Origin of the sequence: Streptomyces sp. NPDC016562 (genome assembly GCF_043076955.1) — a bacterium.
Lineage (GTDB): Bacteria > Actinomycetota > Actinomycetes > Streptomycetales > Streptomycetaceae > Streptomyces.
Window position 1 is genome coordinate 490,655 of sequence record NZ_JBIBRZ010000001.1, and the last position, 18,914, is coordinate 509,568.

At 71.2% G+C, this 18,914-nt stretch carries 19 protein-coding genes and 2 tRNA genes; 8 read left to right on the forward strand and 13 right to left on the reverse strand.

All coding sequences use genetic code 11. The annotated features are described in order from the left end of the window. Nucleotides 1–102 precede the first annotated feature (102 nt). The 4 genes from rsrA to ACF059_RS02235 form a co-directional block, all read right to left on the reverse strand. On the reverse strand, nt 103–408 hold the full coding sequence (gene rsrA / locus ACF059_RS02220) for a mycothiol system anti-sigma-R factor (RefSeq protein WP_392050248.1): 306 nt from the start codon (nt 406–408) through the stop codon (nt 103–105). After that, complete coding sequence (locus ACF059_RS02225) at nt 405–1,049, reverse strand: sigma-70 family RNA polymerase sigma factor (protein WP_326593567.1); 645 nt, start codon at nt 1,047–1,049, stop codon at nt 405–407. Before ACF059_RS02225 ends, rsrA begins: the two co-directional genes overlap by 4 nt. Nucleotides 1,050–1,331: 282 nt before the next feature. Next, nucleotides 1,332–1,976, reverse strand: a complete 645-nt coding sequence (locus ACF059_RS02230; RefSeq protein ID WP_392050251.1) for an alpha/beta family hydrolase — start codon at nt 1,974–1,976, stop codon at nt 1,332–1,334. A gap of 18 nt (nt 1,977–1,994) precedes the next feature. Next, the gene (locus ACF059_RS02235) at nt 1,995–2,813 is read right to left on the reverse strand and encodes an SOS response-associated peptidase (protein ID WP_392050254.1); all 819 of its coding nucleotides are present in this window, start codon (nt 2,811–2,813) and stop codon (nt 1,995–1,997) included. Nucleotides 2,814–2,866: 53 nt separating this feature from the next. Between ACF059_RS02235 and ACF059_RS02240 the strand changes: the two genes are divergently transcribed. The 4 genes from ACF059_RS02240 (at nt 2,867) to ACF059_RS02255 (ending at nt 6,462) form a co-directional block, all read left to right on the forward strand. Next, nucleotides 2,867–3,580, forward strand: a complete 714-nt coding sequence (locus ACF059_RS02240; protein ID WP_392050257.1) for a M50 family metallopeptidase — start codon at nt 2,867–2,869, stop codon at nt 3,578–3,580. 64 nt (nt 3,581–3,644) lie between these two features. Beyond that, nucleotides 3,645–4,997, forward strand: a complete 1,353-nt coding sequence (aroA, locus tag ACF059_RS02245) for a 3-phosphoshikimate 1-carboxyvinyltransferase (RefSeq protein WP_392050260.1) — start codon at nt 3,645–3,647, stop codon at nt 4,995–4,997. Between the two features lie 8 nt (nt 4,998–5,005). Next, nucleotides 5,006–6,016, forward strand: a complete 1,011-nt coding sequence (gene rsgA / locus ACF059_RS02250) for a ribosome small subunit-dependent GTPase A (RefSeq protein ID WP_392050263.1) — start codon at nt 5,006–5,008, stop codon at nt 6,014–6,016. Between the two features lie 122 nt (nt 6,017–6,138). Next, a complete protein-coding gene (locus ACF059_RS02255) occupies nt 6,139–6,462 on the forward strand; it encodes a multidrug efflux SMR transporter (protein ID WP_360888101.1) in 324 nt (107 codons plus the stop codon). On the opposite strand, the gene ACF059_RS02260 is transcribed toward ACF059_RS02255, so the two are convergent. Beyond that, complete coding sequence (locus ACF059_RS02260; protein ID WP_392050266.1) at nt 6,428–6,970, reverse strand: TetR/AcrR family transcriptional regulator; 543 nt, start codon at nt 6,968–6,970, stop codon at nt 6,428–6,430. The two genes, ACF059_RS02255 and ACF059_RS02260, sit on opposite strands and share 35 nt — an antisense overlap. A gap of 125 nt (nt 6,971–7,095) precedes the next feature. On the opposite strand from ACF059_RS02260, the gene hisN reads away from it, so the two are divergent. Both hisN and ACF059_RS02270 read left to right on the forward strand, forming a co-directional pair. Further along, on the forward strand, nt 7,096–7,899 hold the full coding sequence (gene hisN, locus ACF059_RS02265) for a histidinol-phosphatase (RefSeq protein WP_392050269.1): 804 nt from the start codon (nt 7,096–7,098) through the stop codon (nt 7,897–7,899). Between the two features lie 248 nt (nt 7,900–8,147). Then, nucleotides 8,148–8,540: a cyclic nucleotide-binding/CBS domain-containing protein gene (locus tag ACF059_RS02270; protein ID WP_392050272.1), complete on the forward strand. Its 393-nt coding sequence runs from the start codon at nt 8,148–8,150 to the stop codon at nt 8,538–8,540. An 89-nt stretch (nt 8,541–8,629) separates the two neighbouring features. On the opposite strand, the gene ACF059_RS02275 is transcribed toward ACF059_RS02270, so the two are convergent. Continuing rightward, nucleotides 8,630–10,099: a catalase gene (locus tag ACF059_RS02275; protein ID WP_392050275.1), complete on the reverse strand. Its 1,470-nt coding sequence runs from the start codon at nt 10,097–10,099 to the stop codon at nt 8,630–8,632. 128 nt (nt 10,100–10,227) lie between these two features. Here ACF059_RS02275 and ACF059_RS02280 point away from each other — a divergent pair, with 128 nt between their 5' ends. Beyond that, nucleotides 10,228–10,644: a Fur family transcriptional regulator gene (locus ACF059_RS02280; RefSeq protein WP_360888091.1), complete on the forward strand. Its 417-nt coding sequence runs from the start codon at nt 10,228–10,230 to the stop codon at nt 10,642–10,644. Between the two features lie 156 nt (nt 10,645–10,800). On the opposite strand, the gene ACF059_RS02285 is transcribed toward ACF059_RS02280, so the two are convergent. From ACF059_RS02285 to ACF059_RS02300, 4 genes are all read right to left on the reverse strand, one after another. Continuing rightward, nucleotides 10,801–10,874, reverse strand: a tRNA-Met gene (locus ACF059_RS02285). Between the two features lie 84 nt (nt 10,875–10,958). After that, entirely contained in the window at nt 10,959–12,830 is a 1,872-nt protein-coding gene (locus ACF059_RS02290) for a tetratricopeptide repeat protein (RefSeq protein ID WP_392050278.1), read from the reverse strand. 193 nt (nt 12,831–13,023) lie between these two features. Further along, nucleotides 13,024–13,097: transfer RNA gene (locus ACF059_RS02295), tRNA-Met, on the reverse strand. 52 nt (nt 13,098–13,149) lie between these two features. Further along, nucleotides 13,150–16,026, reverse strand: coding sequence for a UPF0182 family protein (locus ACF059_RS02300; RefSeq protein ID WP_392052996.1), 2,877 nt, complete (start codon nt 16,024–16,026; stop codon nt 13,150–13,152). A 130-nt stretch (nt 16,027–16,156) separates the two neighbouring features. On the opposite strand from ACF059_RS02300, the gene ACF059_RS02305 reads away from it, so the two are divergent. Then, nucleotides 16,157–16,726, forward strand: coding sequence for a PPA1309 family protein (locus ACF059_RS02305; RefSeq protein ID WP_360888086.1), 570 nt, complete (start codon nt 16,157–16,159; stop codon nt 16,724–16,726). 49 nt (nt 16,727–16,775) lie between these two features. Here ACF059_RS02305 and ACF059_RS02310 read toward each other — a convergent pair whose 3' ends face one another. From ACF059_RS02310 to ACF059_RS02320, 3 genes are all read right to left on the reverse strand, one after another. Next, nucleotides 16,776–17,867 (reverse strand): PDZ domain-containing protein, encoded by a 1,092-nt coding sequence (locus ACF059_RS02310; protein ID WP_392050281.1) that lies wholly within the window; start codon nt 17,865–17,867, stop codon nt 16,776–16,778. A gap of 92 nt (nt 17,868–17,959) precedes the next feature. Next, nucleotides 17,960–18,154 (reverse strand): hypothetical protein, encoded by a 195-nt coding sequence (locus ACF059_RS02315; RefSeq protein ID WP_392050283.1) that lies wholly within the window; start codon nt 18,152–18,154, stop codon nt 17,960–17,962. A 169-nt stretch (nt 18,155–18,323) separates the two neighbouring features. Then, nucleotides 18,324–18,785: a molybdenum cofactor biosynthesis protein MoaE gene (locus tag ACF059_RS02320; RefSeq protein ID WP_360888078.1), complete on the reverse strand. Its 462-nt coding sequence runs from the start codon at nt 18,783–18,785 to the stop codon at nt 18,324–18,326. Nucleotides 18,786–18,914: the final 129 nt, after the last annotated feature.

Genomic DNA, 18,914 nt, shown 5'->3' on the forward strand with positions numbered 1-18,914 from the left:
GCATGCGGACGCCCCCGGATTAGCGCATTCGGGTGAATGAACTGCTCTTCCGGGGGCGGTTGTTCCCTAGGCGGCCGACCTGCTCTCCGCAGGCCGGCCCGCTCAGCCGGGAGCCGGGTTGTCGGCGGCGACGTCGTGGTCGGGGACGGCCTGTCCCGACCGGATGAGCTCGATCCGGCCCATCACCTTCGACCGCAGGTCGGTCGGCACGTCGTCCGATCCGCAGCACCGCTTGACCAGTTTCTTGACGGCCTGTTCCAGGCCGTACTTCTCCAGACAGGGGCTGCACTCCTCGAAGTGCGTCTCGAACTTCGTGCAGTCGCTGTCGGGCATCTCATGGTCGAGGAACTCGTACAGGTGGTCCAGGACCTCAGAGCACTCCGTCTCGTGCGGCTCTCCGCAACTCATGAGTCCGAGCCTTTCCGGTCGTTCGACTCTCCCGCGCCTGCGGGAACGAGCCCGCGCTCACGGGCGTAGTCCTCCAGCATTCCGCGGAGTTGACGGCGGCCACGGTGCAGTCGCGACATGACCGTACCGATGGGTGTACCCATGATGTCCGCGATCTCCTTGTACGCAAAGCCCTCTACGTCGGCAAGATAGACCGCGATGCGGAACTCCTCCGGAATGGCTTGAAGGGCTTCCTTCACATCCGAATCCGGCAGGTGGTCGAGCGCCTGCGACTCGGCGGAACGCAAACCGGTCGACATGTGCGACTCGGCGCGCGCCAGCTGCCAGTCCTCGATCTCCTCCGCGGCGCTGCGCTGGGGCTCGCGCTGCTTCTTGCGGTAGGAGTTGATGAACGTGTTGGTCAGGATGCGGTAGAGCCACGCCTTCAGGTTGGTGCCTTCGCGGAACTGGTGGAAGGACGCGTATGCCTTCGCGTACGTCTCCTGGACCAGGTCCTCGGCGTCGGCCGGGTTGCGCGTCATGCGCAGCGCGGCCGAGTACATCTGGTCGAGGTAGCCGAGGGCGTCCCGTTCGAAGCGCGCGTTGCGCTCCGGGGTCGTCTCCTCCGCGTGGCCTTCGTCGGTCCCAGCGACAGGACCCACCTCCTCCGACTGCGTGGCGGCTCCGAAAGCGGTTCCGCTCGAATCGGAGAATAGTCGACCATCAGGCTCCTCCGCCGCCCGAAGCGTGCTGCGCTTGGGGGCAGGAAGAACAGTCCAGTCCAGGTCAGCGGCCTGCCGACGGTTCTGACTGATGACCTGGGTCATGCGCTCCCTCTCCTCCGACAAGTTCCCGTACGTACCGACATCCGGGACAACAGAAGGGCGGGGGCGCGCATTCCCGCGCAGGGGAAGGGTTTCGGTCTTTGTTGCCTTTGATCCCGTTCATTTCCCGGCCGGGAGCTCCAGCAGCCATCGCGCGACCGCGTCGCTGATCATTTCGAGGGCCTCGTCCTGGGTGAGGTCCGCCTTCTTCGGCACGGCGAAGCCGTGATCGCCGTACGGGATCTCCACCAGCGTGTGCTCCCCCGCAGGGAACTCCTCAGGGCGCCCGAAGGGGTCGCGGCCTCCCTGGACGACCAGGGTGGGCCGCCCGGCTCCCGTGAGCTCCGCGGCCCGCGACTTCTCCGGCCGGCCCGGTGGGTGCAAGGGGAAGGCCAGGGCCAGGACCCCGGCCGCGCCGAGCTCCGCGGCGGTGCGGCAGGCCACCCGGGCCCCGGCGCTGCGCCCGCCCGCGACCACCGGCAGTCCGGGCCCGGCGAGCGCCGGCCACAGCCCGCGCCAGCCCTCGTCCAGCACCTTGGGCGCGGCGGCGACCTTCTTCCCGGCGACCCGCCAGGGCTGTTCGACCAGCGCGACGGTGATCCCGCGGGCGGGCAGGGCGGCGGCCAGCGCCTGGAGGTCCCTGGCCTCGATGCCGCCGCCGGCGCCATGGCTCACGGCGAGCACGAGCCGGGCCCCGCGGGCGGTGTGCCAGGTGACGCGGGCCTCGCCCGCCGGGGTCGTGACGCTCTCGGTGCGGCTGCTCATGCCCCCATCCTGCCCCGGTCAGAACAGGGTGCCCTCCTGCGGCGCGGCCAGCTCCTCCAGCAGCTCCGGCCCGTTGTTGCGGACGTTGCTCACGGCGGTGGACACCGGGTAGGCCCGCATCAGTCCGCCCGGCGGCGGTGCCAGCAGGTGCCGCAGCGACCCCTCGGTGTCGGTGTTCGCGGGATCCAGCCAGGCGTCCCAGCGGTCCGGGGTCAGCATGAGCGGCATCCGCGGGTGGATGTCGGACAGCGAGCGAGGTCCCTCGGCCGGGGCCGCGGCCAGGGGGCCGGTCTCGGCCTCGGTGGTGATCACGGAGCAGGTGGCCCACCAGGCCTGGGGGTGCCCGTCGGGCAGGGTCCGGTCGCGCCAGAACTCGTATATTCCGGCCATGGCGAAGACGGAGCCGTCCTGGGGGAGGACGAAGTAGGGCTGCTTGCGGGCCCGTTTGCGCTTGCCCTCCACTTCGAGCTGCCGCTCGTCGTGGGCGGTGACCCATTCGTAGTAGCCGTCGGCGGGGACGATGCAGCGGCGCTGCGCGAAGGGGCGGCGGAAGGACGGTTTCTCGGCGAGGGTCTCGGAGCGGGCGTTGATCATCCGGGCGGCGCCGTCGGGGCCGGCCGCCCAGGAGGGGACCAGCCCCCATTTCACGACGCGCAGCTGGCGAACCGGACGCGGGTGCGCGGCGTCCTTCAGGGGACGGTCGAGGACGACGTGGACCTCTTTCGTCGGCGCCACGTTCCAGTCGGGGGCGAGCGCCTCCTCGGGCTCCCACCTCTCGATCCCGAAGGCCTCCACGAGGTCCTCGGGCTTACGGCTCGACGCATACCTTCCGCACATGGCTGCCACACTGCCATGGCACCTGACCGCGACCGCAAGGAGTCCGCCACCTCATGGACAGCAGTACGACGGCCGGCCTGTGGGACCGGCTCACGGGTATACAGACCGCTCCCGACCGCTGGCTGGTCATCGTGACCGGCCTGGTCGCCCTGGCCGTCGTCGGGCCCCGCCCGCTGTGGCTGCTGTCGCGCAACGCCGTCACCATCGCCCACGAGGGCGGGCACGGTCTGGTGGCGCGACTGAGCGGGCGGCGCCTGGCCGGGATACGGCTGCACTCCGACACCAGCGGTGTCACCGTCAGCTGGGGCAAGGCCACCGGCCCCGGGATGGTCCTGACCACCGCGGCCGGCTACCCGGCTCCCGCGCTGCTCGGGCTCGGCGGGGCGGCGCTGCTGTCCGCGCACCGGATCACGCTGCTGCTGTGGGTGGCCACCGCCCTGCTCCTGCTGATGCTGGTGATGATCCGCAACGCGTACGGGGCCATGACCGTGCTCCTGACCGGCGGGACCTTCCTGCTGGTGTCCTGGCTGACCCCGGCCGAGGTGCAGGCCGCCTTCGCGTACGGCGTGGTGTGGTTCCTGCTGCTGGGCGCGGTGCGGCCGGTGTTCGAGCTGGGGGCCCAGCGCCGCCGCGGCGGGGCGCCGGACTCCGACGCAGACCAGCTGGGGCGGCTCACCCACCTGCACCCGGTGGTGTGGCTCCTCTTCTTCCACGTGGTCGCGCTGTGCTCGCTGATCGGCGGCGGCCGCTGGCTGCTCGGCCTGTGACCGCCCTCCGAGACGGGGGCGCGATCAAGATCTGGGGCCGGAGGAAGCCACTAAAGTGGGGGCCATGACCGACACCCCCGCGCTCCCTGCCCTCTGGCCCGCTCCGCTCGCCGATGGGACCGTCACCGCCACCGTCACGGTGCCGGGGTCCAAATCGGTCACCAACCGCGCGCTCGTGCTCGCCTCGCTCGCCTCCGAGCCCGGCTGGGTGCGCCGCCCGCTGCGCTCGCGCGACTCCCAGCTGATGTCGGACGCCCTGCGCGCGATGGGCGTGGGCATCGAGGAGACCGTCTCGTCCAGCTCGGCCGGTGACGGCGAGAGCGGCGAGGCCTGGCGGATCATCCCGGCGGCCCTGCACGGCCCGACGACCGTGGACGTCGGCAACGCGGGCACGGTCATGCGCTTCCTGCCGCCCGTCGCCACCCTCGCCGACGGCGACATCCGCTTCGACGGCGACCCGCGCTCCTACGAGCGTCCGCTCGGCCAGGTCATCACCGCCCTGCGCTCCCTCGGCGCCCGCATCGACGACGAGGGCCGCGGCGCGCTGCCCATGACCGTCCAGGGCGGCGGCGCCCTGGAGGGCGGCACGGTCGAGATCGACGCCAGCAACTCCTCGCAGTTCGTCTCCGCGCTGCTGCTCTCCGCCCCGCGCTTCAACCAGGGCGTCGAGGTCCGGCACGTGGGCGGCAAGCTGCCCTCGATGCCGCACATCCGGATGACGGTGGAGATGCTGCGCGCGGCGGGCGCCCAGGTCGACACCCCCGAGGCGGGCGGCGAGAAGGACGTGTGGCGGGTGGCCCCCGGCGCGCTGCTGGGCCGCGACATGGTCGTGGAGCCGGACCTGTCCAACGCCCAGCCCTTCATGGCCGCGGCTCTGATCACCGGCGGCACGGTGACCATCCCGGACTGGCCGCGCCGCACCACGCAGCCCGGTGACGCGCTGCGCCGGATCTTCACCGAGATGGGCGGCTCCTGCGAGCTGACCGACGCGGGCCTGGTCTTCACGGGCTCGGGCAAGATCCACGGCATCGACGTGGACCTGAGCGAGGTCGGCGAGCTCACCCCGGGCATCGCGGCCGTGGCGGCCCTGGCCGACTCCGAGTCGGTGCTGCGCGGCGTCGCGCACCTGCGCCTGCACGAGACGGACCGGCTGGCCGCGCTCACCAAGGAGATCAACGCGCTCGGCGGCGACGTCACCGAGACCGCGGACGGTCTGCGGATCCGGCCGCGCCGGATGCACGGCGGCGTGTTCCACACGTACGACGACCACCGGATGGCCACCGCGGGCGCGGTGATCGGCCTGGCCGTGGAGGGCGTACAGATCGAGAACGTGGCGACGACCGCGAAGACCCTGCCGGACTTCCCCGCGATGTGGACCGACATGCTCGGGCGAACCCCGCGGGGAACGGGAGCGTAGGGCCGGTCATGCGCAGGTACGGCAAGCACACCGACGAGGACGACATCCGCCAGCGCCCCAACCCCAAGGGCAACCGGCCGCGGACCACCATCCGGCCCAAGCACGAGGACGCGGCCGAGGGCTTCGTCCTGACCGTCGACCGCGGCCGGCTGACCTGCCTGGTCGACGGCCGCTCGGTGCACGCCATGAAGGCCCGCGAGCTGGGCCGCAAGGCGGCGGTGGTCGGCGACCGGGTCTGGATCGTGGGCGACCTGTCCGGCAAGAAGGACACGCTCGCGCGGATCGTGCGGATCGAGGAGCGCAAGTCCGTCCTGCGGCGCACCGCGGACGACGACGACCCGTACGAGCGGGTGGTCGTCGCCAATGCCGACCAGCTGGCCATCGTCACGGCGCTGGCCGACCCGGAGCCCCGGCCCCGGATGATCGACCGCTGTCTGGTGGCGGCGTACGACGCCGGGCTGGAGCCGCTGCTGGTGCTCACCAAGTCCGACCTGACGTCCGCCGACAAGATCCTGGAGATCTACTCGACCTTCGGCCTGAACTACGTCGTCACCAACCGCGAGGAGCTGGCCACCGGCGACGCGGCCGACCGGGTGCGCGAGCGCCTGAACGGCCGGATCACCGCCTTCGTCGGCCACTCGGGCGTCGGCAAGACGACCCTGGTGAACTCGCTGGTCGCCGAGGGCCGCCAGCGCGCCACCGGGCACGTCAACGCGGTCACCGGCCGCGGCCGGCACACCACGACGTCGGCGCTCGCGCTGCCGCTGCCGGGCGGCGACGGCTGGGTCATCGACACCCCGGGCGTGCGGTCCTTCGGCCTGCACCACGTGGACCCGTCCCGGGTGATCCTGGCCTTCCCGGAGCTGGTGCCGGGTACGGAGGGGTGCCCGCGCGCCTGCAGCCACGACGAGCCGGACTGCGCGCTCGACACGTGGGTGGAGGAGGGCCACGCGGATCCGGCGCGGCTGTACTCGCTGCGGCGGCTGCTGCAGACGCGCGAGCGGCGCGAGGGCGACTGACCGCCCACCGGCCGCCGTCGATCGGCGGCCGGTTCACGGCGGGGTGTGCGGGCAACGGTGTCTGGTAAATGCATAATCGCACCCAGTGACGCGATGTCACGTGACGCGGGGAGGCATTCTGCATGGCGTGGCTGCTGGTCGTCGTCGCGGGATTCCTGGAGACCGGTTTCGCGGTCTGCCTCAAGCTCTCCCACGGGTTCACCCGGCTGTGGCCGACCGTCGCCTTCGCGTGTTTCGCGCTCGGCAGCTTCGGTCTGCTGACGCTGGCGCTCAAGAAGCTGGACGTGGGCCCGGCGTACGCGGTGTGGACGGGCATCGGCGCGGCCGGGACGGCGATCTACGGCATGGTCTTCCTCGGCGACCTGGTCTCCACCCTGAAGATCGTCTCGATCTCCCTGGTCATCCTGGGCGTCATCGGGCTCCAGCTGTCCGGGTCCGCGCACTGAGCAGCCTGAGCAGCTCGCCCGTCCCCGGCTCCTCCCCCGGGGCGACCACGTAGGACAGGGCCAGGCGTACGGCGAGCTCGCACTGCTCGACGTCCTCCCCCGGCACGAGCGCCGCGGCCGCCCGGTCGCGCACGGCCCGGGCCAGCTCGCCGGGGCCGGGCGTCCTGCGGCCCGCGGCCGGCAGGCCCGCGTCCCAGCCGCCGGTGAGCAGCGCCCGTACGAGGGGGTGGGCGCGGGCCGCCCGTACGGTCCACTCCGCGACCGCGGCGAGCCGCTCGGCCGTCCGGGCCGGAGCGGCCAGGGCCCGGTCCACCCCGTCGAGGTACCGCTCGGCCTCGCGGCGGACCAGGGCGCGGCCCAGGCCCGCCTTTCCGCCGAATTCGTTGTAGAGGGTCTGCCGGGACACCCCGGCGGCGGCGGCCACGTCGACCATCCGCACGGAGGGCCAGGGGCGCACCGAGAGCGCTGCTCCCGCCGCCTCCAGCAAGGACTCCCGGGCTGCCGGCATCTTCGCCTCCCCGCTGTCGGCTCTCCGGCCAGACTTGACGGGCCGACAGATCCTGTCAAGGGCGTGTTCGGGCCGCACTGTGGACCTCGGTGGTCGCGGTCCGGGAGTGTCGATACTGTTCGGACATGCCCGAGTATGACGATGACCTGCGCCTTGCCCTTGAGCTCGCCGACGCGGCGGACGCCGCCACGATGGAGCGCTTCCGAGCCCTCGACCTGAAGGTCGAGACGAAGCCGGACATGACGCCGGTGAGCGAGGCGGACAAGGCGGCCGAGGAGATCATCCGGGCCGGTATCGCCGCCGCGCGGCCCGACGACGCGATCCTGGGCGAGGAGTACGGCCTGAAGGGCAGCGGCCCGCGCCGCTGGGTCGTGGACCCCATCGACGGCACGAAGAACTACGTGCGCGGGGTGCCCGTCTGGGCGACCCTGATCTCCCTGATGACCGAGGGCGCGGACGGTGAGTTCCGCCCCGTGGTCGGCGTGGTGTCCGCGCCGGCGCTGGGCCGCCGCTGGTGGGCCTCGCAGGGCGGGGGCGCGTACGCGGGCGGCGCGCTGGGCGAGACCACCGCGATCGGCGTGTCGAAGGTGGCCTCGCTGGGCGACGCCTCGTTCGCGTACTCCTCGCTGGGCGGCTGGGAGGAGCAGGGCCGCCTGTCCGCCTTCCTGGACCTGACCCGGGCGTGCTGGCGTACGCGCGCCTACGGCGATTTCTGGCCGTACATGATGGTCGCGGAGGGCTCGCTGGACCTGTGCGCCGAGCCGGAGCTGAACCTGTGGGACATGGCGGCCATCGCGGTCGTGGTCCAGGAGGCGGGGGGCCGCTTCACCAGCCTGGACGGGGTGGAGGGCGTGCACGGCGGGAACGCGGCCGCCTCCAACGGGCTGCTCCACGAGGAGATGCTGGAGCGGCTGCGCCCGCGCGGCTGATGCGGGACCGGGCCTGACCCGGTCGCGGGCCTGAGCCGGGAGCGCGCCGGGCGGCCCCGGGCGTGAGCCGGGGCCGGGCCCGAACGTGTGCCCCCTGTGCGCCCTCTTGTTGGCACCGCCCCGGAGTGGGAATCTGAGGATCCCCCCGCTTGTGCGCTTGTGAATCCTTTCTCTAGGGATTCCGCTCTCCAGGGATCACGGGCGCACCCCACCCGAGTGGGGGGACACACCAGGAGGTGGCTCCCTTCATGCTCGTCCGCGACGCCATGAGCACCGTGATCCTCACCCTCGGACCCGCCCACACCCTCCGTCAGGCGGCCTGCCTGATGTCCGGCCGACGCGTCGGCGCGGCCGTCGTCCTCGACCCCGACCACAGCGGCATCGGCATCCTGACCGAGCGCGACATCCTGAACTCGCTTGGCGCGGGCCACGATCCCGACCGGGAGTCCGTGGGCGCGCACACCACCAACAACGTCGTCTTCTGCACCCCTGAGGCCACCGTCCAGGAAGCCGCCGAGGCCATGGCCCACGGCGGCTTCCGGCATCTGATCGTGCTGGAGGACGGCGGCCCGGTCGGCATCGTGTCCGTGCGCGACGTCATCCGCTGCTGGGCGCCGGCGCGGCGCGCGGTGTCGGCCTGAGCGGCGCGGGCACCGGCGCGCGACGACGCCGGGCCGCGATCCTCCGAGGAGGGTCGCGGCCCGGCGTTCCGCTACGGCGAGCGATCGGTTCAGCCGCGGAGGGCCTGGACCGCGGCGTCGAGCCGCTTGCCGAAGTCAGCGTCCGCCTGACGGAAGTTGTTGATCGCGCGCTCGACGATGTCGTCGCGGGAGACCTTGGCTATGAAGCCGGAGAGGTTCTCGATCAGGCGGGTCTTCTCGTCCTCCGAGTACAGGCGGTAGAGGTTGCCCGCCTGGACGAAGTCGTTGTCCTCGCGGTGGACGGGCGCGGCGTGGTTGCCGGTACCGCCGGTCAGCGCGATCGGCTGCCACAGCGGGCGGTCCGTCTGCTGCGGGCCGCCGAAGCTGTTCGGCTCGTAGTTCTTCGCGCCCTTGTGGCGGCCGTCGTACAGGTGGCCGTCGCGGGAGTTGGTGCGCGCCTCGGTGGCGTGCGGACGGTTCACCGGCAGGTGGTCGGCGTTGATGCCGACGCGGTAGCGGTGGGCGTCGCCGTAGCCGAACAGACGGCCCTGGAGCATCTTGTCCGGGGACGGACCGATACCGGGGACGAAGTGCGCCGGGGAGAAGATCGACTGCTCGACCTCGGCGAAGACGTTCTCCGGGTTGCGGTTGAGCTCCAGCTTGCCGATCTCGATCGGCGGGTAGTCCTCGTGCGGCCACACCTTGGTGAGGTCGAACGGGTTGAAGCGGTAGTCCGCCGCCTCGGCCGCCGGCATGATCTGGACCTGCACGGTCCAGGACGGGAAGTCTCCGCGCTCGATGGCCTCGCGCAGGTCGCGCTGGTGGGAGTCGGGGTCCTCACCGGCGAGCTTGTCGGCCTCGGCCTGGGTGAGGTTCTTGATGCCCTGGTCGGTCTTGAAGTGGTACTTGACCCAGAAGACCTCGCCCGCCTCGTTGTTCCACTGGTACGTGTGCGAGCCGAACCCGTTCATGTGGCGGTAGGAGGCCGGGATGCCGCGGTCACCGAACAGCCAGGTCACCTGGTGGGTGGACTCGGGCGACAGACCCCAGAAGTCCCAGACGTTGTCCGCCTCCTGCGAGCCCGTGTACGGGTCGCGCTTCTGGGTGTGGATGAAGTCGGGGAACTTGATGGCGTCCTTGATGAAGAACACCGGGGTGTTGTTGCCGACGAGGTCGTAGTTGCCCTCTTCGGTGTAGAACTTCAGCGCCCAGCCGCGGGGGTCGCGCACCGCGTCGGCGCTGCCGAGGCTGCCCGCGACGGTGGAGAAGCGCAGGAACGTCTCGGTCTGCTTGCCGACCTCGGACAGGAACGCGGCGCGCGTCCACTGCGAGACGTCGCGGGTCAGCGTGAAGGTGCCGTAGGCGCCGGCGCCGCGGGCGTGGACGACGCGCTCCGGGATGCGCTCGCGGTTGAAGTGCGCGAGCTTCTCCAGCAGGAGCTGGTCCTGGACGAGGACGGGGCCGCCGACGCCTGCCGTCTCGCTGTTCTGGTTGTCGGCGACCGGAGCCCCGGCCTCCGTGGTGAGCGGTCCCTGCGTCACGTGCGCCTCCTGCGTCATTCCTGCATGCCTGTCCTCGGCCTTCGCCGTAATCGATCCTACAATGGACTTTGTCTAAGTCAAGCAAGCATCCAAGTCCGCACCGGTTCGGGAGTTGCACCGAACCCCTCGCTGTTAGGCTGATGTCCATGAGTGACCTGCTGGAACGACTTCGCGGACGCGGCTGGCGCATGACCGCACAGCGGCGCGTCGTGGCCGAGGTGCTCGACGGTGACCACGTGCACCTGACGGCCGACGAGGTGCACGCGCGCGCCGTGGCGAAGCTGCCCGAGATCTCCCGCGCCACCGTCTACAACACGCTGGGTGAGCTGGTCACCCTCGGTGAGGTCCTGGAAGTCTCCACGGACCGCCGCGCCAAGCGGTACGACCCGAACGCCCACCAGCCGCACCAGCACCTGGTCTGCGCCCAGTGCGGTGCGATCCGCGACGTCCACCCCGTCGGCAATCCCCTGTCCGACCTGCCGGACAGCGAGCGCTTCGGCTTCGTCGTATCGGCGGCCGAGGTGACGTACCGCGGGATCTGCCCGAACTGCGCGGGCGCCTGACGTCTGAGAACGCCGAAGGCCCGGTCCCCACGGGGGTCCGGGCCCTTCTGCTGCACGGCTCGCTTGCACGGCTCGCTTGCACGGCTCTGTCGCACGGATTTACCACTGGAACGACTCAGGGCCCGGATCCATGGGATCCGGGCCCTGAGGCTTCAGTAGCGGGGACAGGATTTGAACCTGCGACCTCTGGGTTATGAGCCCAGCGAGCTACCGAGCTGCTCCACCCCGCGTCGGTAAACCCAACGTTACGTGAACGCCCGCGGCAGATGCAAATCGGTTAACCGGGAGGCGGCCGGGCCCCGGCCGCCTCCCGGTCAGGCCGAGAGCTCCTCCGCCAGCGCCTCCCGGAGACGGGCCGCCCGCTCCGAGACCTCGGCCGGCCCCAGCTCCATGGCGCGAACGCACCACTTCTGCCCCTCCGCCAGGTCACCGTGGCGCGCGGCCAGCAGACCCAGACGCAGGGCCGCGCGGCCGTGGCCCGCCACCGCCGCCCGGGTCCACCACAGGGCGGCCTCCGGCTCGCTCCCCTCGCGGGCCAGCAGCAGCCCCAGGTTGAACGCCCCGTTACGGGACCCGGCTTCGGCCGCCTCCCGGTACCAGCGCGCGGCGACCGCCAGGTCACCGCGGGCGGCGGCCAGCATGCCGACCCGCACCTGGGCCCGGCGGTGCCCCAGCTCGGCGGCCCGCTCGTACCACTCCTCGCTCTCGGTGCGCGGGGCGCCGCCCACCGGCTCGCCCAGCGCGACCGGCTCCGGCGGCGGGGCCAGCGACTCCAGCAGCGCGGCCAGGCGGAAGGCCGCCTCCGCGCTGCCGCCGCCCGCCGCGCACCGCAGGTGGCGCTCGGCTGCCCGCTCCTCACCGTCGCGGACCAGGGCGATGCCGACCTGGAGCGCCGCGTCGGTGTGGCCGGCCGACGCGGCCCGCTCGTACCACTTCAGCGCCGTCCGGTCGTCGTCCCGGCTGGCGTAGAGGATCCCGAGGTTGAACGCCGCGTCGACGCTGCCCGCCTCCGCCGCCTTCGAGAACCACGGCTCCGCGCCCGCTGCGTCCCCGACCTGGAGCAGCATGATGGCCAGCGCGTTGGCGGCCTCGCGGTGCCCGGCGTAGGCGGCGCGCCGGTACCACTGCTCGGCCTGGGCGGTCCGCTCCTGGGCGACGCACAGCAGCGCGAGGTTGTAGGCACCGTTCTGGTCGCCCGCGTCCATGGCGGCCCGGTACCAGCGCTCCGCGGTCTGGGTCTCCCCGCGGGCCGCGTGCAGCGCGCCCAGCGCGTTGGCGGCGTTGCCGTCGCCGTCCTGCGCCGCCCGGTGCCACCAGGCGGCCGCGCTGTCCTCGTCGCCCGCGTCGCGCAGCAGGAAGCCGAGCGCGCACGCGGCCCGGGCCTCGCCCTGCTTGGCGGAGGTCAGGTACCAGCGCCCGGCCTCCTTGAGCTCCCCGCGGGCCTCCAGGAGCGCGCCCAGGTGCAGCGCGGCACGCCGGTGCCCGCGCGCGGCGGCCTGCCGGTACCACTGCTCGGCCTCGGCGGGGTCGCCCTTGCGCAGGTGCCGCGCCAGCCGGTAGGCGGCCTCGCGGTGGCCCTGTTCGGCGGCGGCGCGGAACCACCGCTCCACCCCCTTGTCCCCGCGGTGCTCCAGCAGGTCGGCCAGGCCGTACGCGCCCAGGGCGTGGCCGGATTCCGCCGCCTGCCGCATCCAGTACTCGGCCGCGGGCTCGTCTCCGCGCTCGCGGAAGTAGCGGCCCAGGGCGTGCGCGGCGGGGGCGGATCCGGCCACTGCGGCGACCCGCCACCAGCCGGCGGCCTCCTCCGGGTAGCCCCGCTGGTGCAGGAGCACGCCGAGGTTGTTCGCGGCGGCGCGGTCCCCCGCGGCGGTGGCCCCCCGCAGGTACGGCTCGGCCCCGGCCAGGTCGCCGCGGCGCAGCAGCAGCGCACCGAGCACGCTCATGGCACCGGGGTCGCCCTGGTCGGCGGCCACCCGGTGGCTGGCTTCCAGCTCGGCGTCGCTCGCCGCGTCGGTCTCGGCGAACACTTCCTCCGCGCTGTGCTTGTCCAAGAACTCCGCATCGGTCAGCGGGGTCTGCGCGTTGACGACGGGAGCCGAGTCACCGGCTCCCGTACCCGGCTCGGTCTCCGCCCTCACAAACCGCCCTGTCTCCAGCAGAGTTGACCTGTCCCCCATAAATCCCATCGTCGCATCACCTGCTACCCGCGTACACCTGGTATGTCGCAGCCAGTGAGGTCACTACAGCGTTTTGTCGACATGCCCACAGTGGGGTAAGTCAAACACGCTCCACCGACAACTCACCCGTATCAGCTACCGCGTGTCCCTTCCCGGGCACGACGAAGGCCCGGATCCCATGGATCCGGGCCTTCGTCTTCAGTAGCGGGGACAGGATTTGAACCTGCGACCTCTGGGTTATGAGCCCAGCGAGCTACCGAGCTGCTCCACCCCGCGTCGGTGAAACCACAGTATCACGACGCGGGACGGAGCCCTTACCCCTTGATCATCAGCCGCTCGGCTTGGGCGCCGTCAGCTTCGCCTCCGCGTCGATCGCCCGCTTCAGCGCCGCCTTGATCTCGTCCTGCGCCTTGCCGAAGGCCGCCCAGTCACCGGCCTGCCTGGCCTTCTCGGCGTCGTCGACGGCCTTCTGCGCGTCGGCGAGGGCCGCCTTGACCGTCGGGTCCTGGCTGGGCGGCGTGGTGGTGCCGTCGCCCGGCGGCTGGGTCGGGGGCACCGGCGTCGTCGCGGCCTCGGCCCCGAACACCACGTTCAGCGCCTTCTCCAGCGTGTCCTCGAAGGCGGTCTGGCCCCCGTAGGTCACGAGCACCTTGCGCAGCAGCGGGTACTTCAGGCCGGAGCTGCGGACGTACACCGGCTCCACGTAGAGCATTCCGCCGTCCAGCGGCACCGCGAGCAGGTTTCCGTACTCGATCTCGGAGTCACCACCGCGCAGCAGGCGGATCGACTCGGCGATCTTCGGTTCGGACTGGAACTTGCTCTGCACCTGTCCGGGGCCGTCCGGCGGCTTGCTCGTCGGCATCTTCAGGATTCTGATCTTGCCGTAGTCCGGAGTGCCCGGATCGGCGTTGACCGCCATGAAGGCGCTCAGGTTGGGCCGTTCGTTCGGCGTGAACGTCGTGGTGAGGGAGAAGACCTGGTCCTTCTCCTTCTGGCCCGGCATCTTCATCGACAGGTAGTACGGCGGAACCGCCGTGCCGGCCTTGGTCGTCGGGTCGTCCGGGACGGCCCAGGCCTCACTGCCGCTGAGGAAGGTCTGCGGGTCCGTGACGTGGTAGCGGGTCAGCAGCTCGCGCTGGACCTTGAAGAGGTCCTGCGGGTACCGCAGGTGGTCCATGAGCGGCTTGGCGATCTCGCTCTTGGGCTTCACCGTGCCGGGGAAGGCCTTCATCCAGGTCTTCAGGACCGGGTCCTCGGTGTCCCACTGGTACAGGTTGACCGAGCCGTCGTACGCGTCGACGGTGGCCTTCACCGAGTTGCGGATGTAGTTGACTTGGTTCTCCTGCGCCACCACCGCGCGCTGGCTGTTGGTCAGCGAGTCGGCGGTGCTCTGGCCCAGCGTGGTGCGCGAGGCGTACGGGTAGCCGTTGGTCGTCGTGTAGGCGTCGACGATCCAGACGACCCGCTTGCCGATGACGGCCGGGTACGGCGCGCCGTCGATGGTCAGCCAGGGGGCGACGGCCTCCACGCGGTCCTTCGGCGTGCGGTTGTACAGGATCCGCGAGCCGTCGCCGATGGCGCCCGAGTACAGGATCTGCGGCTCGCTGAAGGTGAGCGCGTAGGCGGCCCGGTTGATCGGGTTGTCGAGGTTGACCCCGGAGTCGCCCTTGTAGGACGTCTCCTTCTCACCCTTGTCGTCGGAGTAGTCGAGCTCCTTCTGCGGCCCGCCGACGATCGAGTACTGCTTCGTCTGCTCGCCGTAGTAGATGCGCTGCTCGAAGTCCGTGCCGAACATCCCCTTGGAGGGGAGGTCGGACTGGGTGAAGTCCGGGGCGCCCTGGTCGCCGACCGTGGTCCCCTTGGCCGCGACCACGCCGTAGCCGTGCGTGTACTTGAAGTGGTCGTTGATCCAGTTGTTCTTCGGGATGCCGCCGATGTTCAGCTCGCGCAGCCCGATCACCGTGTCCTGCCCGCTGTAGCGGTCCACGGCGAGCGTGGACGGGAAGGCGTAGTAGCCCTTGACCTGCTGGAGCTGCTGGAAGGCGGGCGAGACGATGTTCGGGTCGAGGAGGCGGATGCTGGCCGTGGTGTCGGCCTGCGGCCGCAGCTTGGTCCGGTCCTGCGTCTGCGGGCCGCCCGGGTAGTCCGTGACCTCGGAGCCCTCGATCCCGTAGGCGTCGCGCGTCGCCTTGATGTTCTTCTGGACGTACGGGGATTCCTTGGCCTGCTCGTTCGGCTGGACCTGGAACTTCTGCACGATCGCCGGGTAGAGCCCGCCGATCAGGATCGCCGAGAGCACCATCAGGCCGAAGCCGATGACGGGCAGCTGCCAGGTCCGGCGCCACAGCGTCGCGAAGAACAGCACGGCGCAGATGGCGGCGATGGCGACGAGGATCGTCTTCGCCGGCAGGTAGGCGTTGGCGTCGACGTAGCGCAGGCCGGTCCAGTTGTCCGCGGCCTTGAAGTCACTGGACTTCACGGCGAGGCCGTACCGGTCGAGCCAGTAGGCCACCGCCTTGAGCGTGACGAACAGGCCGAGCAGCACCGACAGGTGCCCGGTGGCCGCGGCGGTGGCCCGGGCGCCCGGGCTGGTCACGCGCAGTCCGCCGTACAGGTAGTGCACGACGGCCGCGGCGATCACCGACAGCACGACCGCGGCGAAGCCGAAGCCGAGCAGGAAGCGGTACCAGGGAAGGTCGAAGGTGTAGAAGGACACGTCCATGTGGAACTGGGGGTCCTTCGTGCCGAAGGTCACCCCGTTCACGTACATGAGCCAGGTCTTCCACTGACCGGCCGCCGAGGCGCCCGCGATCAGACCGACGAGCACGGCGATGCCGAGGAGCATCCACTTCTTGTACGGGGCGACGCTCATCCGGTAGCGGTCGAGGCTCTGCTGTTCCATCGACATCGCGCTGAGCGGCGGCCGGAGCCGGTGCGCGAGCCAGATGTTGAAGCCCACGGCCCCGGCCATCAGCAGGCCGAAGACGGCGAAGAGACCGATCTTGGTCCACAGGGTGGTGGTGAAGACCGAGGAGTACTTCACGGAGCGGAACCAGAGCCAGTCCGTCCAGAAGCCCGCGAACATGATGAAGAGCATGGCGAGCACGGCCAGCACGCCCAGGGTCATGAGGAGAGTGCGGGCCCGCCGGGACGGGCGGCCGACTCTCATCCGTGGCCCGGAAGGGCCTCCGCCGCGGTCCGGCATCTGGAAAGCCAAGGTGCGCACCTCGAAAGTCGCTGAGTCTGGTGGTGAACGGGCCCCCGATCGTAGAGCCCACTCATGCAACTTACTGAGGCTTTAGTCAGTTCCCGGTATCCGGTGGAAAGGAGGCAGGATGTTGTCCATGTCCAACCTTTCGCCTTCCCCCGGCACTCCCATGGCGGCCAGTCCGCTGACCCGTGCCTGCCTCGAGATCGACGAGTACGCGGCCGGCCTCGGCTGGGACAAGCCCGCGCGGCTTTTCGCCCTCGTCGACACGGCCCGGCTCAAGAAGCAGGAGCCGCGCCTCGCGGGCCAGCTCGGCCTCGACCAGGACGACGCCGGCAAGTCCTCCCTCACCCCCGTCGAGCAGGACGAGGTCCCGGCCGGGACCCCGCTCGACAAGTTCCTCGGCACCATCGCCTGGCCCGACGCGGTGGTCGGCTGCGCGCTGACGGTGGAGCGGCTGATGCTGCCGCCGTCCGCGGAGGCCTCCGTACCGGAGGGGCTGAACGACAAGCAGCTCGCGAAGTGGGTCGCCGGGCACCCGGAGCGGCAGGAGGTCCGCATCACCGTGGCCGTGCTGCGCGACGGCTCGCGCGAGTCGGCCGTACGGCTGCGTGAGAAAGACTCCTCGACCGAGGTCCTCACCGGCGGGGGTCTGGTGCCCGGGCTGGCGGAGGCCCTGGCCGCGACCTTCTCGTAGGCCCCGGGGGCCCTCCCGGTCCCGGTCCCGCGGAGGTGCCGCAGGGGGGTCAGGGCTTGGCGCTGCACTGCGGCAGCCCGGCCGTGTCCCCCTTGCGGATCTTCTCCAGCGCCTTCGTGGCGTCGTCGATGGTGGAGACCTTCACGAGGGTCAGCCCGCCCGGCACGTGGGACGCCGCGGAGGCGCAGTTCTCGGCGGGCGTCAGGAAGAACTCGGCGCCGGCCTGGCGGGCGCCGATGGTCTTCATCTGGATGCCGCCGATCGGCCCGACCTTGCCCGCGTCGTCGATGGTGCCGGTGCCCGCGACGAACTTGCCGCCGGTCAGGTCCTCGGGCGTGAGCTTGTCCACGATGCCGAGGGCGAACATCAGACCGGCGCTCGGGCCGCCGACGTCGGCGAGCTTGATGTCGATCGTGAACGGGAAGGTGTGGTCGGTCCCGGCCCGGATGCCGACGACGGCGTGGCCGTCGCCCTCCGCCTTGCCCGCGGTGATGGCGACCTTGCTCTCGCCGACGGGTTCGCGGTTCGCCTTCGCCGCCTGCGCGGCCTCCGCGGCCGGCACGATGGTGAACTCGACCGGCTCGCCGGGCTTGTGCTTGGTGACGAGCTTGGCCACGTCCTCGGGGGCCGAGACCGGGGCGCCGTCCACCGCCTTGATCAGGTCACCGGCGTGCAGCTTGCCCTCGGAGGGGCTGCCCTTGACCACGGAGGCGACGATCACGCGGGCGGTGACCGGGATGCCGAGCTGCTTCAGGGCCGCCACCTTGGCGCTCTGCTGCGACTGGCTGAACTCCTCGGCGTTCTCCTGGGTGGACTCCGCGTCCGTCTTGCCGTTCGGGTAGAGGTTCTCGTGCGGCACGACGATGTTGTCGCCGGCCAGCCACCCGTACACCGCTTCCACCAGGTTCATGTCGTAGTCGGCGCCCGTGACGCGGACCGTCGTCATGTTGAGGTGACCGCTGGTCGGGTACGTCTTGTGCCCCGAGATGTTCAGTACGGGCTCGCCGTGCGAGTCCCCGAGCGTGTTCACGGTCGGGCCCGGGCTCATCTCCGAGTACGGGACCTTGATGAAGACCCCGGCGATGAGCAGCGCGAACAGCACGAGGGTGGAGGCGAGCATCGTCGCGGTGCGGCGTGGCATGGATCCGACAGTACGGGACGGCCCTGGCGGGCGGCCTTCGGGGCCGGTCCGTACGGGGCCTGCGCGGTCGTGCGGGGTGCGGGATCCCGGACTCAGACGGTGTCGGAACCGGAGTGGGCCCGGGCCTTCACCTTGGTCTCGGCGTTGCCCATGACCTCGCGGAAGCGGGCGTATCCGGCGAGCTCGGATATGTCGCCTTGCGTACGGTCACGCGCCGCCCAGCTGCCCCATATGCCCGCGCCTATCGCCGCGAACAGCGGAATCAGCAACCACACCAGAGACGCCATGGGCGTGCCTCCCTACCCCGAAGTGCATGTCGTTGGTGGCTTCAACGCTCGTGCCCGGAAGGGGGTTACGCAAATCGAGGGCGTGTTGCGCGGCCGAACGGGTGCGAGGCTACCCCCATCCGGGGGGCGCTCCGCGACCGGGGTTCGCCGGACGTCCGCGCCGGCGGCGTCAGCAGGCGCCGACCCACTCCTCGGTGCCGTCGGCGAAGGTCTGGTGCTTCCAGATCGGGACCTCGTGCTTGAGGTCGTCGATCAGCATCCGGCAGGCCTCGAACGCCTCGCCGCGGTGCGGGCAGGAGACGGCGACGACCACGGCCAGGTCACCGACGGCCAGGTCACCGATGCGGTGCACGGCGGCCAGGGCGCGGACCGGGTACTTGGCCACGACCCGCTCGGCGACCCGCCGCATCTCGGCCTGGGCCGTCGGGTGGCAGGAGTAGCCGAGGGAGTCGACGTCCGCGCCGCTGTCGTGGTTGCGCACCGTGCCGACGAAGAGCGTCGTCCCGCCCGTCGCGTCGTCGCCGACGGCCTGGAAGACCTCGTCGATCGAGAGGGGGGTGTCACGGATGTCGAGCAGCCGGATCGGGTCCTGAGCGGCCTGCTCGCCGGGGTGATCGAAGTGCGGTGCCATACCGTCCATCGTGCCCTAGCCGCTGACGCGGCGAAATAGCAGTTTCACCCGTGCCGCACCCGCCACCTTGGGATCCTCCTACGAACCCGGGGATCCGGGGGCCGGGTGCGGCGCCCCGGAGACGGCGCC